7 protein-coding genes and 1 tRNA gene are annotated in these 16,339 nt (G+C 68.9%); 7 read left to right on the forward strand and 1 reads right to left on the reverse strand.

Going from position 1 to position 16,339, the window contains the following annotated elements; all coding sequences use genetic code 11:
* Positions 1-179: 179 nt before the first annotated feature.
* Positions 180-255, forward strand: a tRNA-Thr gene (locus tag ACIBLA_RS35115).
* 48 nt (positions 256-303) lie between these two features.
* Here the strand turns inward: ACIBLA_RS35115 and ACIBLA_RS35120 are convergent.
* Entirely contained in the window at positions 304-2,949 is a 2,646-nt protein-coding gene (locus tag ACIBLA_RS35120) for a SpoIIE family protein phosphatase (RefSeq protein WP_363245971.1), read from the reverse strand.
* A gap of 287 nt (positions 2,950-3,236) precedes the next feature.
* On the opposite strand from ACIBLA_RS35120, the gene ACIBLA_RS35125 reads away from it, so the two are divergent.
* The 6 genes from ACIBLA_RS35125 (at position 3,237) to pgsA (ending at position 16,266) form a co-directional block, all read left to right on the forward strand.
* Positions 3,237-8,804, forward strand: coding sequence for a HAMP domain-containing protein (locus tag ACIBLA_RS35125; protein ID WP_363245970.1), 5,568 nt, complete (start codon positions 3,237-3,239; stop codon positions 8,802-8,804).
* A 279-nt stretch (positions 8,805-9,083) separates the two neighbouring features.
* Positions 9,084-9,749: a response regulator gene (locus tag ACIBLA_RS35130; RefSeq protein WP_363245969.1), complete on the forward strand. Its 666-nt coding sequence runs from the start codon at positions 9,084-9,086 to the stop codon at positions 9,747-9,749.
* Positions 9,750-9,954: 205 nt separating this feature from the next.
* Complete coding sequence (locus tag ACIBLA_RS35135) at positions 9,955-12,807, forward strand: DNA translocase FtsK (protein ID WP_399200930.1); 2,853 nt, start codon at positions 9,955-9,957, stop codon at positions 12,805-12,807.
* A 210-nt stretch (positions 12,808-13,017) separates the two neighbouring features.
* Positions 13,018-13,872, forward strand: a complete 855-nt coding sequence (locus tag ACIBLA_RS35140; protein ID WP_399200940.1) for a helix-turn-helix domain-containing protein — start codon at positions 13,018-13,020, stop codon at positions 13,870-13,872.
* Positions 13,873-14,035: 163 nt separating this feature from the next.
* The gene (gene rimO / locus ACIBLA_RS35145; protein ID WP_363245967.1) at positions 14,036-15,604 is read left to right on the forward strand and encodes a 30S ribosomal protein S12 methylthiotransferase RimO; all 1,569 of its coding nucleotides are present in this window, start codon (positions 14,036-14,038) and stop codon (positions 15,602-15,604) included.
* The gene (gene pgsA, locus ACIBLA_RS35150) at positions 15,601-16,266 is read left to right on the forward strand and encodes a CDP-diacylglycerol--glycerol-3-phosphate 3-phosphatidyltransferase (protein WP_363245966.1); all 666 of its coding nucleotides are present in this window, start codon (positions 15,601-15,603) and stop codon (positions 16,264-16,266) included. The genes rimO and pgsA overlap by 4 nt, the downstream gene beginning before the upstream one ends.
* Positions 16,267-16,339: the final 73 nt, after the last annotated feature.

The following is a 16,339-nucleotide window of genomic DNA, read 5'->3' on the forward strand; positions in this document are numbered from 1 at the left end:
CGGAAGCTAAGCCTTTCAGCGCCGATGGTACTGCAGGGGGGACCCTGTGGGAGAGTAGGACGCCGCCGAACAATTATTGGCCTCAACCCCCGCACACAGTGCGGGGGTTGAGGCATTTCTGCGTTCATGTCGAGGTTTTCAGCACGCCGTGCTTCGGGTATGATCTCTCTCGTTGCCCCGCCCCAATAGCTCAGTCGGTAGAGCGTCTCCATGGTAAGGAGAAGGTCTACGGTTCGATTCCGTATTGGGGCTCCAACACGAAGAAGGGCCCAGCCTGTTGGCGGGGCCCTTCTTCGTTGGGTCCTACTGCGGCTCCGGCACACGCATCGCCAGGATCGCCATGTCGTCCGACGCCGGCTCCGCCGCGAACCTCTCCACCGCTCGCAGCACACGCGACGCGACAGCTCCGGCCGTGAGGCCCGTACAGCCCGTCAGTACGTCGACGAGGCCATCGTCGCCCAGCATCCGCGCACCCTCGCGGCGTTCGGTGACGCCGTCGGTGACGCAGAGAAGCACGTCGCCCGGGTCGAGGGTGACCATCTGCTCGTACAACTCAAGGTCGTCCATGACACCGAGCAGCGGCTGCGGGTCCGCAGCCGCCTCCACCGAGCCGTCCTGGCGCAGGCGTAGCGGCAGCGGGTGGCCCGCGCAGACGACCTTGAGGACCGCGCTGCCGTCCTCCTGGGGCCACAGCTCCCCGTACAGCAGCGTCAGGAAGCGGCTGCGCGCGCCCTCGTCGAGGATCGCCGCGTTCAGGCGCTCCAGCACCGCCGGGCCGCTGAAGCCCTCGCGGGCGAGGAGCCGGAGCGCGTGCCGGGCGAGGCCTGTCACCGCTGCGGCTTCCGGGCCTGTGCCGCAGACGTCGCCGATCGCGAAGCCGTACGCGCCGTCGCGGATGGGGAAGAGGTCGTAGAAGTCGCCGCCCACCTCGTTGCCCTCGCCCGCCGCGCGGTAGATGACCTCGACCTCGACGTTGGGCACTTGGGGCAGTTCCGGCGGTAGCAGGCTGCGTTGGAGGGACTGACTGATCGCCATGCGCTCCGAGTACAGGCGCGCGTTGTCGAGCGCGAGCGCCGCTCGGCGGGACAAGTCCTCGGCCAGTTCGAGGATTTCCTGGCGGAAGTGGTCGTCGGACGGCTTGCCGAGGGTCAGCATCCCGATCACGCGGTTACGCGCGACGAGAGGCAGCACGACGGTCTCGCCGCCAACCGCCGCCGCTGTGGCGAGCGTTGTGCCGATTCCGGACGAGACGGGCGTGGAGGCCCCTCCCAGTTCCCTCATGGACGTACGGAGCGCCGCCTGGTGCGCGGCGTCGGCGGGGCCGGTCCAGACTCGGGCGCCCGGAGTGGGGACCGGGTCGGGCGGGTCGATCTTGGAGAGCAGGGCCTTGAGGCCGTCGATGCGCTCCTCGTCCTCGTGCAGCACGTAGGAGAGGTACGGGTCCGACGCCTGGTCGGCGATGGTGTAGACGGCGCACCAGGTGGCGAGCGTCGGCACCGTCATCTGGGCCATCAGCGCGAGTGTCTGGTCCCGGTCGAGGGTGCCGGCCAGCAGGTCGGAGGCCTCGACCAGGAAGGAGAGAGAACCGCGCCGCAGGCGTTCCAGCTCGCCGAGTCGGGCCGACTCGACGGCCAGCGCGATCCGGTCGGCGGCGAACTGGAGGCGCAGCGCCTCCTCGTTGGAGTACCGGCCCGCCGATTCGGCGGCGACGCCGAGCGAGCCGGTGAGCCGCCCCTCGACCTTGAGCGGGACGGTGACGACGGAGCGCATGCCGGTGCCGTTGAGGAGCGGGACGGCGCCGGGGACGATGGCGAGGTCTTCGTGGACGGCGGGCATACGGGCGGAGCCGTACCGCCCCGTGCCGGCTTCCACCGGGACGCGGGCGAAGCGCTGCCGGGCCGAGGGGAGGCCGGTGGTGGCCCGTACCTCCAGCTCCGTCTCGTCGTCGGTGGCGAGCAGGAGGAAGGCGGAGTCGCCTTCGAGCATGTCGCGGGCGCGCTCCACGGTGCGCTGGAGCAGACCGTCGAGGTCCTCGGGCGCCGGTGAGCCGATGAAGACCTCGAAAGGGTCCACCGTGCGGCTCTCGGCGCCGGCCTCGGTCGCGGGGGCGCGCTGCGGGGTCTGGATGATGGCGCGTTCGTCGTCGCGCACGAGGAGGCAGACGGTGGACGGCTCGCCCTCGGTGTCGCGCACCCGGAGGTGGGAGGCGTACACGGGGATGACTCGGCCGTCGCTGCCCCGGATTCCGTAACTGCCCTCCCAGCGCGACAGCAGCAGCGCCTCGGCGATGCCGGTGCCGATGCCCGGTGTGTGCGGCCAGGCGGCGTAGTCGGTGAGGGGTTTGCCGACGACCTGGTCCGCCGGGTAGCCGAAGAGGTGTTCGGCGTCCTCGTTCCAGGTCGAGACGGCGCCGGTTCTGTCGATCTGGATGACGGCGACCCTGACCCGTTCGTCGGTGACGGGCAGGAGCGCGTTCGGGATGACCGGGCCGGCGGACCGCGCGCCCACGGGGCGGTCCGGGAGGTCGAGCTGGAACCAGACCTGCTTGTGTGTCGGGGTGTAGTCGACGCCCCAGCGCGATGCCAGTGCCGCGCAGAGCAGCAGCCCGCGGCCGTTCTCCCGGTCGGGGCTGCCCAGCGACAGCCCCGTTCCCTGCAATGGGATCTCACGTTCGGGATAGTGGTCGGAGACCTCGACGCGGACGCCGTCCTCCGTACGGAGGCAGAGCACGTCCGCCGATGTGCCGGCGTGGATGACGGCATTGGTGACGAGTTCGCTGGTGAGGACCACGGCGTCGTCGACGACGTCGGAGTAGCCCCAGCCCTGGAGCGTGTCACGGACAAAGGCGCGGGCGGTCGCGACGGACCGCCCGACAGGGTCGAAGCTGGCAGCCGCCCGCGCGGTGATCACATAACTCCTCGTACGCGTCTCGACGCCCGGCTCTGCCATGATGCGGCCCCGCCCTCCCGGTGCCCGGTGTGGTAGTACGTTCGCCATACCGCCCCGGCCGGGCGGACCGGGACAGTTGGACAGCCGGATGCCAGGTTACTTACCTTCGCTGCGAGGGCGGATGCCGGTCGTCACTGTTTCCGCCTACCGGGGGTGGGGACGCTAAGCGAAGCTGCCGAACTGTTATCGCCAGGTTCAGCCGTGGTGAAACACTGGGCAGGATCCCAAAGACAGTCCGAGCAACAGTCTGAGCAGTCAGTACGGTCAACCCCCGCGGGAGGGACACGGTGGAGTCTGGCGTGGCGGCGCGTGGCAACAGCACGCGCGCAAAGGGCGGACGGTCCCGGAACAACGGGGCCACTGAGGTCGATGCGGCGGCGCTGAGCAGACTGCTGACGGCCCTGGTGGCGATGCGGGACGGCAACTTCCGTAAACGCCTTACCGTCTCCGGTGACGATGTGATGGCGGAGATCGCCGCCGTGTTCAACGAGGTGGCGGACCGGAACCTGCACCTCACGGGCGAGCTGGCCCGCGTACGGCGCATGGTCGGGCGCGAAGGGAAGCTCACGGAGCGTCTGGAGACGGGCGCCTGTGAAGGGTCCTGGGCCACTGCCATCGACGCCTCGAACGCGCTGGTGGACGATCTGGCGCGCCCCGTCTCGGAGGTCGGACGGGTGCTGTCGGCGGTCGCCGAGGGTGACCTGGAGCAGCGGATGGAGCTGCGCTCGCACTTCGCCGAGGGCTCGGCGGGGACGGAGCGCCCGCTGCGCGGTGAGTTCCTGAAGGTCGCCCGGACCGTCAACAACCTGGTCGACCAGCTGTCCGCGTTCACCGACGAGGTGACGCGTGTGGCGCTGGAGGTCGGTACCGAGGGCAAGCTCGGCGGTCAGGCCAAGGTGCGCGGTATGTCGGGTTCGTGGAAGGACCTCACGGATTCCGTCAACACGATGGCGTACCGCCTCACCGCTCAGGTGCGTGACATTGCTCTCGTTACGACGGCTGTCGCCAAGGGCGATCTGTCGCGCAAGGTCACCGTGCATGTGGCCGGCGAGATGCTTCAGCTGAAGAACACCGTCAACACGATGGTGGACCAGTTGTCGTCGTTCTCCTCCGAGGTCACGCGGGTGGCCCGTGAGGTCGGCACCGAGGGTGAACTCGGTGGTCAGGCGACTGTGCCCGGCGTGGCCGGGGTGTGGAAGGACCTCACCGATTCGGTGAACACGATGGCCGGCAACCTGACCAGCCAGGTGCGTGGCATCGCCGAGGTCACCACCGCCGTGGCGAACGGCGATCTTTCTCAGAAGGTCACGGTGAGCGCGCGCGGTGAGGTCGCGCAGCTCGCCGAGACGATCAATCAGATGACCGAGACCTTGCGTACGTTCGCCGACGAGGTGACGCGGGTCGCGAGCGAGGTCGGCGGCTCGGGTGTGCTCGGCGGGCAGGCGCAGGTGCCGGGCGCCGCGGGCACGTGGAAGGACCTGACGGACTCGGTCAACACCGTCTTCCGCAATCTGACCACCCAGGTGCGGGACATCGCGCAGGTGACGACGGCGGTCGCGAACGGTGACCTTTCTCAGAAGGTCACCGTCGACGTGGCCGGCGAGATGCTCGAACTGAAGAACACCGTCAACACGATGGTGCGGCAGCTCAATTCGTTCGGCTCCGAGGTGACGCGGGTCGCCCGCGAGGTCGGCGTCGAGGGCCAACTGGGCGGCCAGGCCGAGGTACCGGGCGCGGCGGGCACGTGGAAGGACCTGACGGACTCGGTCAACACCGCGTTCCGTAACCTCACCGGCCAGGTGCGGGACATCGCTCAGGTGACGACGGCGGTCGCGAACGGCGATCTTTCTCAGAAGGTCACCGTCGACGTCGCGGGCGAGATGCTCGAACTGAAGAACACCGTGAACACGATGGTGGCCCAACTGTCGTCGTTCGCCGACCAGGTGACGCGGATGGCGCGTGACGTGGGTACGGAGGGCAGGCTCGGCGGCCAGGCGCGGGTGGACGGCGTCTCCGGTACGTGGAAGGAGCTGACGGACTCCGTCAACTTCATGGCCGGCAACCTGACGGACCAGGTGCGGCAGATCGCGCAGGTGACCACGGCGGTGGCGCGTGGTGACCTGTCGCAGAAGATCGACGTGGACGCCCGTGGCGAAATCCTGGAGCTGAAGAACACCATCAACACGATGGTCGATCAGCTCTCGGCCTTCGCCGAGCAAGTGACCCGCGTGGCCCGTGAGGTGGGCACCGACGGCAGGCTCGGCGGTCAGGCCCAGGTGCCGGGCGTCGCCGGTGTCTGGCGCGATCTGACCGACTCGGTGAACGGCATGGCGGGGAACCTGACCTCCCAGGTCCGTAACATCGCGCAGGTCGCCACGGCGGTGGCGCGTGGCGACCTGTCGCAGAAGATCGACGTGGACGCGCGCGGCGAGATCCTGGAGCTGAAGAACACTCTCAACACGATGGTGGACCAGCTGTCGAACTTCGCGGAACAGGTGACACGGGTCGCCCGCGAGGTCGGTACGGAGGGCATGCTCGGCGGGCAGGCCGAGGTCCAGGGTGTCTCGGGCACCTGGAAGGACCTCACCCAGTCCGTCAACTTCATGGCGAACAACCTGACTTCCCAGGTCCGCAACATCGCCGAGGTCACGACGGCCGTCGCCAAGGGCGACCTTTCGAAGAAGATCACCGTCGACGCCAAGGGCGAGATCCTCGACCTCGTCACGACCGTCAACACGATGGTCGACCAGCTGTCGAACTTCGCCGACGAGGTCACCCGCGTGGCCCGCGAGGTGGGTACGGAGGGCATCCTCGGCGGTCAGGCGCGGGTGCGCGGTGTCACCGGCATCTGGAAGGACCTCAGCGACAACGTCAACACCATGGCCAACAACCTGACCAGTCAGGTGCGGAACATCTCGCGCGTCTCCTCGGCCGTCGCCAACGGTGACCTGACGAAGAAGGTCACCGTCGAGGCGCGCGGTGAGGTCGCCGAACTCGCCGACACCGTCAACATCATGGTGACGACGTTGTCCTCGTTCGCCGACGAGGTCACGCGGGTCGCCCGCGAGGTGGGCACCGAGGGCGAGCTGGGCGGCCAGGCGCGTGTTCCGGGTGTCTCCGGGACCTGGAAGGACCTCACGGAGTCGGTGAACTCGATGGCGTCCAACCTGACCGGTCAGGTGCGCCAGATCGCCACGGTCACCACCGCCATCGCCAAGGGCGACCTCACCAAGAAGATCGACATCGATGCCCGCGGTGAGATCCAGGAGCTGAAGAACACCATCAACACGATGGTCGACCAGCTCTCCTCGTTCGCCGACCAGGTCACGCGCGTGGCCCGTGAGGTGGGCACGGACGGGCAGTTGGGCGGCCAGGCCCGCGTCAGGGACGTCGACGGGACCTGGCGCGACCTCACCGAGTCCGTGAACGAGATGGCTGGCAATCTGACCCGTCAGGTGCGGGCGATCGCCGCCGTCGCCACCGCGGTGACCCGCGGTGATCTGAATCTGAAGATCGACGTCGACGCCGCGGGCGAGATCCAGGTCCTCCAGGACAACATCAACACCATGATCGCCAACCTGCGCGACACCACCCTCGCCAACGAGGAGCAGGACTGGCTCAAGGGCAACCTGGCCCGTATCTCCGGACTGATGCAGGGACGCCGCGACCTGGACGACGTGGCCTCGCTGATCATGAGCGAGCTGACCCCGGTGGTCTCGGCGCAGCACGGCGCGTTCTTCCTCGCCATGCCGACCGGCACCGGCACCGCCTCCGAGCTGGGGACGGGCGGCGGGCGCGACGGCTCGTACGAGCTGTGCATGCGCGGCAGTTACGGCTACTCGGCCGGTGCGATGCCGACCTCCTTCCGGCCGGGCGAGACTCTCATCGGTACGGCGGCCGAGGAGAAACGCACGATCCAGGTCAACGTTCCGCCGGGCTATCTCAAGATCTCCTCGGGGCTCGGCGAGGCGTCACCGGCGTACGTGATCGTGCTGCCGGTGCTGTTCGAGGGCAAGATCCTCGGTGTGATCGAGCTGGCGTCGTTCCAGCCCTTCACCCAGATCCAGCGGGACTTCCTCAACCAGATCGCGGAAATGATCGCGACGAGCGTCAACACCATCAGCGTCAACACCAAGACCGAGGTGCTGCTCAAGCAGTCGCAGGAGTTGACGGAGCAGCTGCGGGAGCGCTCGGCGGAGCTGGAGAACCGGCAGAAGGCGCTGCAGTCCTCCAACGCGGAGCTGGAGGAGAAGGCGGAGCTGCTGGCCCGTCAGAACCGCGACATCGAGGTGAAGAACACCGAGATCGAAGAGGCGCGGCAGGTGCTGGAGGAGCGCGCCGAACAGCTCGCGGTGTCGATGCGCTACAAGTCCGAGTTCCTGGCGAACATGTCGCACGAGTTGCGTACGCCGCTGAACTCGCTGCTCATCCTGGCGAAGCTGCTCGCGGACAACGCGGAGATGAACCTCTCACCGAAGCAGGTGGAGTTCGCCGAGACGATCCACGGCGCGGGCTCCGACCTGCTTCAGCTCATCAACGACATCCTCGATCTGTCCAAGGTCGAGGCGGGCAAGATGGACGTCAGTCCGACGCGGATCGCGCTCGTGCAGCTCGTCGACTACGTCGAGGCGACGTTCCGGCCGCTGACGGCGGAGAAGGGGCTCGACTTCTCCGTACGGGTCTCGCCGGAGCTGCCGGCGACGCTGCACACCGACGAGCAGCGGCTGCTCCAGGTGCTGCGCAACCTGCTGTCCAACGCGGTGAAGTTCACCGATACGGGCGCCGTGGAGCTGGTGATCCGGCCCGCCGGTGCGGATGTGCCCAACGCGATCAGGGAACAGCTGTTGGAGGCCGGTTCGCTGCGTGACGCGGACGCCGATCTGATCGCCTTCTCGGTCACCGACACCGGTATCGGGATCGCGGCGAGCAAGATGCGGGTGATCTTCGAGGCGTTCAAGCAGGCGGACGGTACGACGAGCCGTAAGTACGGAGGCACGGGTCTGGGTCTGTCCATCAGCCGGGAGATCGCCCGGCTGCTCGGCGGCGAGATCCACGCGGCGAGCGAGCCGGGCCGCGGCTCGACGTTCACGCTGTACCTGCCGCTGCACGCCGCTGAACTGCCCCCGCAGGGCTACCCGCAGCTGACTCCGGGCATCGAGCCGCTGCGTGGTCGTGGCGGCTCCGCGGGCCTGTCGCCGGAGCGGGCGCGGCTGGACCGGCCCGCGGGCCCGTCGGAGCCCCGTGGGGGGCCGGCCGCGCTGTTCCGGCGCCGTCGCAAGGCGCTGGGCGGTCCGGAGCAGCTGAACTCGCTGTCAGGGCGCCCTGGCGGGCCGGGAGGTCCGCCGAGTGGGCCGGCGGGTGGTGGGAACGGTTCGGCGGGCGTGGCCAACGGCTCGCGGCCCTCGGGGGGTTCGGAGGCGGACGCTTCGTGGGCGGCCGACGGGCAGGACGCTCCGGAGGAGCGGCGTACGTACTCGTTCGGCGGCGAGAAGGTGCTGATCGTGGACGACGACATCCGCAACGTCTTCGCGCTGACCAGCGTCCTCGAACAGCACGGTCTGTCGGTGCTGTACGCCGAGAACGGCCGTGAGGGCATCGAGGTGTTGGAGCAGCACGACGACGTGACGCTGGTGCTGATGGACATCATGATGCCGGAGATGGACGGATACGCGACGACGACGGCGATCCGCAGGATGCCGCAGTTCGCCGGGCTGCCGATCATCGCGCTCACCGCGAAGGCGATGAAGGGCGACCGGGAGAAGGCGATCGACTCCGGCGCATCTGACTATGTGACAAAACCGGTCGACCCCGATCATCTTCTGTCAGTCATGGAGCAGTGGATGCACCAAAAGTGACAAGGATTCGACGCTGGGAGCGACTTCAGAAGTGACCGGCGGTTGTGTGAACCTGTGGAAGAAGGTGAGTTCTTGTGGTCGTTCACGTGTGGGCCACCGCTAATCGGGGAACTTTCCCGGCTCCTGTGACGTTTTTGCTACGTGCACAGTGACATCGCGGTGACAGGGTGTGGCGACAGGCGGGGTGCGGCTACCATGACCGGCACAAGGACGGACGGCGTAAGGGAGTCGTCCCCTGGGGCGGCGCCCGGTGCACAGCCGGGGCGAGGAGGGCGGGCCATGGTGCAGAAGGCCAAGATCCTCCTGGTCGATGACCGGCCGGAGAATCTGCTGGCGCTGGAGGCCATCCTCTCCGCGCTCGATCAGACGCTGGTGCGGGCATCGTCAGGGGAGGAAGCGCTCAAAGCGCTGCTGACGGACGACTTCGCGGTCATTCTGCTGGACGTCCAGATGCCTGGGATGGACGGTTTCGAGACCGCCGCGCACATCAAGAGGCGTGAGCGGACACGGGACATCCCGATCATCTTCCTCACGGCCATCAACCACGGTCCCCACCACACCTTCCGGGGCTACGCCGCAGGCGCGGTGGACTACATCTCCAAGCCGTTCGACCCGTGGGTGCTGCGGGCGAAGGTCTCGGTCTTCGTCGAGCTGTACATGAAGAACTGCCAGTTGAGAGAGCAGGCCGCACTGCTCAGGCTGCAACTGGAGGGAGCGGGCGAGGTCAAGGAACCGGCGGGGCTACTGGCTGAACTGTCCGCCCGGCTCGCCGCAGTTGAGGAACAGGCCGAAGCGCTCTCCAAGCAGCTTGACGACGAGTCCGCGGACGCGGCGGCCGTCGCCACGGCCGCACATCTGGAGCGCAAACTGACTGGACTCCGCCGGGCGCTGGACGCCTTGGAGCCGGGCAGCGGAGGCGGCTCCCCGCTTCCCTCACCGAGCTGACCGAGCAGGTCCCCCGCGCCTCAACGCGCCCATGGGCGGCCCGTTTCGCACCGCTCCGCGGTCCGCCGGGAGCCCGAGCAAGTACGCCGGAGCCCGCCGGGAGCGCCTGAGGGCGCGTCAGTTCGCGGCCGACAGTGGACGACACGAACGGGTGAAGCAGTGGGCACACGTGTCCGCCGCCGTTCACACCGGTAACCTCACCCCCATGGCCTCACGTACGTCCGGCAAGGGTTCCCAGGGCACGGCGGGCACCGCGAAACCGCGTGCCGGCCGTACGAGCGGTGCCGCGAAGAAGTCGGCCCCCGCCGCCAAGGCCGCGGCGAAGAAGACATCTCCCACAAAGAAGTCACCGGCCAAGAAGGCTCCCGCGAAGAAGGCCGCGGCCAAACCGGCACCCAAGCCCGCACCGTCCCCGACGAACGGCGTCTACCGCCTCGTACGCGCCCTCTGGCTGGGTCTCGCGCACGCGGTCGGCGCGATGTTCCGCGGCATAGGGCGGGGCGCGAAAGGCCTCGACCCGGCGCACCGCAAGGACGGCCTCGCCCTCCTGCTGCTCGCGCTCGGCCTGATCGTCGCCGCCGGTACGTGGTCGAACCTGCGCGGCCCGGTCGGCGATCTCGTGGAGATGCTGATCACCGGCGCCTTCGGCCGGCTCGACCTGCTCGTCCCGATACTGCTCGGTACCGTCGCCGTCCGGCTGATCCTCTACCCGCAGCGGCCCGAGGCCAACGGACGCATCGTCATCGGCCTCTCCGCGCTCGTGATCGGCGTCCTGGGGCTCGTTCACATCGCCTGCGGCTCGCCGGGCCGGGACGCCGGTACGGAGGCGATGCAGGACGCCGGAGGGCTCATCGGCTGGGCAGCGTCCATGCCGCTGATCTTCGCCATGGGCGAGGTCCTGGCCGTACCGATGCTGGTGCTGCTCACCGTCTTCGGGCTGCTCGTCGTCACGGCGACGCCCGTCAACGCGATTCCGCAGCGGCTGCGGCAACTCGGCGTCCGGCTCGGCATCCTCGATCCCTCCCCGGCCGATCACGACGACGAGGAGCGCGAGCACGAGCAGGAGTACGGGAGCGACGACGAGCGGTACGACGACCAGTGGCGTGAGGCGCTGCCCGCGCGGGGGCGCCGCTCGACGGCGCGGCGCGGCGAGGCGCCCGACGAGTACGACCCCGACCAGGCGGAGGTCCAGGCGCTGGCCCGCCGTCGACGCCCGCGCAAGCAGGCGGCGCAGCCCGCGGCCGGCCGGCCCATGGACGCCGTCGACGTGGCCGCCGCCGCTGCCGCCGCGCTGGACGGAGCCGTGCTCAACGGGATGCCGCCCTCGCCGATCGTCGCCGACCTCACCCAGGGCGTCTCGGCGGACCGCACGCGGGACGCGGCGAGGGCGCGGCCGGGGGAGGGGCCGTGGGAGCGCTCCGTACCCACGGCGCGCGAGCCCGAGCCGCGCGGCGGTGGTGCGGCGGCGCAGTCGCTGCCCGGCGCCGTCGCCGACCTGACCAAGCCGCCGCCCGCGCAGGACCGCCCGCTGCCCCCGCGCGCCGAGCAGCTTCAGCTCGCCGGCGACATCACCTACTCCCTGCCGTCGCTGGACCTGCTGGAGCGGGGCGGCCCCGGCAAGACCCGCAGCGCCGCCAACGACACGGTCGTCGACTCGCTGACCAACGTCTTCATGGAGTTCAAGGTCGACGCGACCGTCACCGGCTTCACCCGCGGACCGACCGTCACCCGCTACGAGGTGCAGCTCGGCCCGGCCGTGAAGGTCGAGCGCATCACCGCCCTCACCAAGAACATCGCCTACGCCGTGGCCAGCCCCGATGTCCGGATCATCAGCCCCATCCCCGGCAAGTCCGCCGTCGGCATCGAGATTCCGAACTCCGACCGGGAGATGGTCAACCTCGGCGACGTCCTGCGGCTCGCCGACGCCGCCGAGGACGACCATCCGATGCTGGTCGCGCTCGGCAAGAACGTCGAGGGCGGCTACGAGATGGCCAACCTCGCGAAGATGCCCCACCTGCTGGTCGCCGGCGCCACCGGATCCGGCAAGTCCTCCTGCATCAACTGTCTGATCACCTCGGTGATGGTCAGGGCGACCCCGGAGGACGTCCGGATGGTCCTCGTCGACCCCAAGCGGGTCGAGCTCACGGCGTACGAGGGCATCCCGCACCTCATCACGCCCATCATCACCAACCCCAAACGGGCCGCCGAGGCGCTCCAGTGGGTGGTGCGCGAGATGGATCTGCGCTACGACGACCTCGCGGCGTACGGCTACCGCCACATCGACGACTTCAACCAGGCCGTACGCAAGGGCAAGGTCAAGGCCCCCCTGGGCAGCGAGCGGGAGCTGACGCCCTATCCGTACCTGCTGGTGATCGTGGACGAGCTGGCCGACCTGATGATGGTCGCGCCGCGCGACGTCGAGGACGCGATCGTCCGCATCACCCAGTTGGCCCGCGCCGCGGGCATCCATCTGGTGCTCGCCACCCAGCGCCCCTCGGTCGACGTCGTCACCGGTCTGATCAAGGCCAACGTGCCCTCCCGGCTCGCCTTCGCGACCTCCTCGCTCGCCGACAGCCGGGTCATCCTCGACCAGCCCGGCGCTGAGAAACTGATCGGCAAGGGCGACGGGCTTTTTCTCCCCATGGGGGCTAGCAAGCCGACACGTATGCAGGGCGCCTTCGTTACAGAGGAGGAGGTCGCGGCCGTCGTCCAGCACTGCAAGGACCAGATGGCGCCGGTCTTCCGGGAGGACGTCGTCGTCGGCACGGCCAAGAAGAAGGAGATCGATGAGGACATCGGCGACGATCTCGATCTGCTGTGCCAGGCGGCCGAGTTGGTGGTCTCCACGCAATTCGGTTCGACTTCCATGCTTCAACGCAAGTTGCGCGTGGGTTTCGCCAAAGCGGGCAGACTCATGGATCTGATGGAATCGCGGAACATCGTCGGTCCGAGCGAGGGTTCCAAGGCGCGTGATGTGCTGGTGAAGGCAGACGAGCTGGACGGGGTTCTCGCCGTGATCCGCGGTGGGTCCGCTCCCGAAGGAGCTGACGGAAATTGACGGAACCTGAGGCCATCCGAGGGATACCTGGAGCAACCCCTTACCCCGGTCGGGCGTCAAGGTGGAGGGAGAGACATCACCGTGTCTCGCCGACACGCCGTCCGGCCATTCAGATGGCGTACAAAGTGCGTCCGCCCGGTTGCCCCACCCTTTCGTACCACCCATAGACTGAACATCCAGCAGGTGGCTACACGCTCGAAAGGCACTCCCGTGTCCATCGGCAACTCCCCCGAAGACGACCAGCCTTCCGCCGTCGACCCCGCTGTGGACGAGCAGCCCGCGACCGAAGTGGACAAGCCCTCGGTCGGTCACGTTCTCCAGCAAGCGCGCTCCGCCGCCGGCATGACCGTCGAACAGGTCAGCGCCTCCACCCGAGTGCGTGTTCCCATCGTGCAGGCGATCGAGGAGGACGACTTCTCGCGCAGTGGCGCGGACGTCTACGCACGCGGCCACATCCGCATGCTCGCGCGCGCCGTCGGGATCGACCCCGAACCTCTTGTGAGGCAGTACGACTCCGAGCACGGCGGACGCCCGGCGCCGACGCCCGCAGCCCCGCTGTTCGAGGCCGAGCGGATCCGCCCGGAGCGGCGCCGTCCCAACTGGACGGCGGCCATGGTCGCCGCGATCGTCGCGGTGATCGGCTTCGTCGGCTTCACCATGTTCAACGGCACGGAGGACGAGGGCCAGGGCAAGCAGGTCGCCGAGGGCCCGGCGCCGGAGAAGACGGGCCCGAAGCCGAGCGCCTCGAAGCCCGCCGACCCGAAGCCCGATCCGTCGGACAGCGCCATCGCCGCAGCCCCGGCCGACAAGGTGACCGTCAAGCTCTCGGCGGTCGAGGACAAGAGCTGGATCTCCGCGAAGTCCCCCAACGGTGAACTGATCTTCGACGGACTGCTCCTCAAGGGTGAGTCCAAGACGTTCCAGGACGACGAGCAGATCGACTTCATCCTCGGCAACGCCGGGGTGATCGACATCTTCGTCAACGGCAAGCAGGTCGACAAGGACTTCAAGCCGGGCCAGGTCGAGCGGCCGTCGTACACGAAGGGCGACCCCGAGGCCGGCTGATGCCGCGGCCGATGCCGGACAGAGTTCTGGCGGCGTCGGCGGGCACGGGGTGAGCGTCACGGGGCGATGGACGGGCCGGAGGGGGGAGCGGCCCGCGATCCCGGGGTGGGCCGGTCAACCCTGCACGGCAGGAGGGCGGCCAGGACAAAGTAGTCTTGAGCCCATGCCCGAACGCCGTACCGTCGCCCTTGTCACGCTTGGCTGCGCCCGTAACGAGGTGGACTCGGAGGAGCTTGCAGGCCGCTTGGCAGCGGACGGCTGGGAGCTCGTCGAGGAAGCCGCCGACGCGGATGTCGCCGTCGTCAACACCTGTGGCTTCGTCGAAGCCGCCAAGAAGGACTCTGTCGACGCCCTGCTGGAAGCCAACGATCTGAAGGATCACGGCAGAACCCAGGCTGTCGTCGCCGTCGGCTGCATGGCCGAGCGCTACGGCAAGGAACTCGCGGAATCGCTCCCCGAAGCGGACGGCGTGCTCGGATTCGACGACTACGCGGACATCTCGGATCGCCTCCAGACCATTCTCAACGGCGGTATCCACGCCTCGCACACGCCCCGCGACCGGCGCAAGCTGCTGCCGCTGAGCCCGGCCGACCGGCAGGGGGCCACCGGTGTGGCTCTGCCCGGACACGGCGCCGGGGCGGAAGCCGCGTCGACGCCGTCTCCTACGGAGGCGGGCCTCCTGGATGTGGTCGTCCCCGCCCCCGCGGATCTGCCGCAGGGGCTCGCGCCGGCCTCCGGCCCCCGCGCCCCGCTGCGGCGGCGTCTCGACAACAGCCCCGTCGCCTCCGTGAAGCTGGCCTCCGGCTGCGACCGGCGCTGCTCCTTCTGCGCCATCCCCTCCTTCCGCGGCTCCTTCATCTCGCGCCGCCCCTCCGACGTCCTGGGTGAGACGCGCTGGCTGGCCGAGCAGGGCGTGAAGGAGGTCATGCTCGTCTCCGAGAACAACACCTCCTACGGAAAAGACCTCGGCGACATCCGCCTCCTTGAGACGCTGCTGCCCGAACTCGCGGCGGTCGACGGGATCGAGCGCGTACGGGTCAGCTACCTCCAGCCCGCAGAGATGCGCCCCGGACTCATCGACGTCCTCACGTCGACTCCGGGCGTCGCCCCGTACTTCGACCTGTCCTTCCAGCACTCCGCGCCCTCCGTGCTACGCGCGATGCGCCGCTTCGGCGACACCGACCGCTTCCTGGAACTGCTGGAGACGATCCGGGGCAAAGCCCCGCAGGCCGGGGTGCGCTCCAACTTCATCGTCGGCTTTCCGGGCGAGACGGAGGCCGACTTCGCCGAGCTGGAACGCTTCCTCACCGGCGCGCGGCTCGACGCCATCGGTGTGTTCGGCTATTCGGACGAGGACGGCACCGAGGCGGCGACGTACGAGCACAAGCTTGACCAGGAGGTCGTGGCCGAGCGGCTGGCCCATCTGTCGCGGCTGGCCGACGAGCTGACGTCGCAGCGGGCCGAGGAGCGCCTGGGGGAGACCCTGACGGTGCTCGTGGAGTCCGTGGCGGTCGACGGCTCGGACGAGGCCGAGGAGCCCGCCGTGGGCCGGGCGGCCCACCAGGCGCCCGAGACCGACGGCCAGGTGATCTTCACATCGGGCGAGGGCCTGCGCCCCGGTCGTATGGTCGAAGCGAAGGTGGTAGGGACCGAGGGCGTTGACCTGGTGGCCGAGTACTGCGGCTTCACCGGGGACGAGCCCCGGAGCTCCGGCGAGGAGGCAGCCAGATGACCGGAGTCCCGGCATCGGCCGAGGGCGGCCAGGGTAGGCCGGCGCCCGGCGGCAAGCTGGGGGCTGCGGCCGTCAATCAGGCCAGCGTGTGGAACATCGCCAACATCCTCACCATGATGCGGCTGGTGCTCGTACCGGCCTTCGTGATGCTGCTGCTCCAGGACGGCGGGTACGACCCGGCCTGGCGTGCCTGGGCGTGGGCCGCGTTCGCCGTGGCCATGATCACCGACATCTTCGACGGGCATCTGGCCCGTACGTACAACCTGGTCACCGACTTCGGGAAGATCGCCGACCCGATCGCCGACAAGGCGATCATGGCGGCGGGGTTGATCAGTCTCTCCGCCCTCGGAGATCTGCCGTGGTGGGTGACCGGCGTCATTCTCTTCCGGGAGCTCGGGATCACCCTGATGCGGTTCTGGGTGATCCGGCACGGGGTCATTCCGGCCAGCCGCGGCGGCAAGATGAAGACGCTGGCGCAGGGCACGGCGGTCGGCATGTACGTGCTGGCGCTGACGGGGCCGCTGGCGACGCTGCGATTCTGGGTGATGGGGGTCGCGGTCGTGCTGACCGTGCTGACCGGCCTGGACTACGTACGCCAGGCGATCCTCCTACGGAGGGCGGGGCTGGCGGCCGAGCGTGACCGCGCGGAGCGCGCTTCGTGACGTTCGCGACCGAGGGCGGTGGGAGCGTGCCGGCCACCGGGAAGGATGCGGCGGCCGACGACGTTCCAACGAG

Origin of the sequence: Streptomyces sp. NPDC050433 (genome assembly GCF_044458565.1) — a bacterium.
GTDB lineage: Bacteria > Actinomycetota > Actinomycetes > Streptomycetales > Streptomycetaceae > Streptomyces.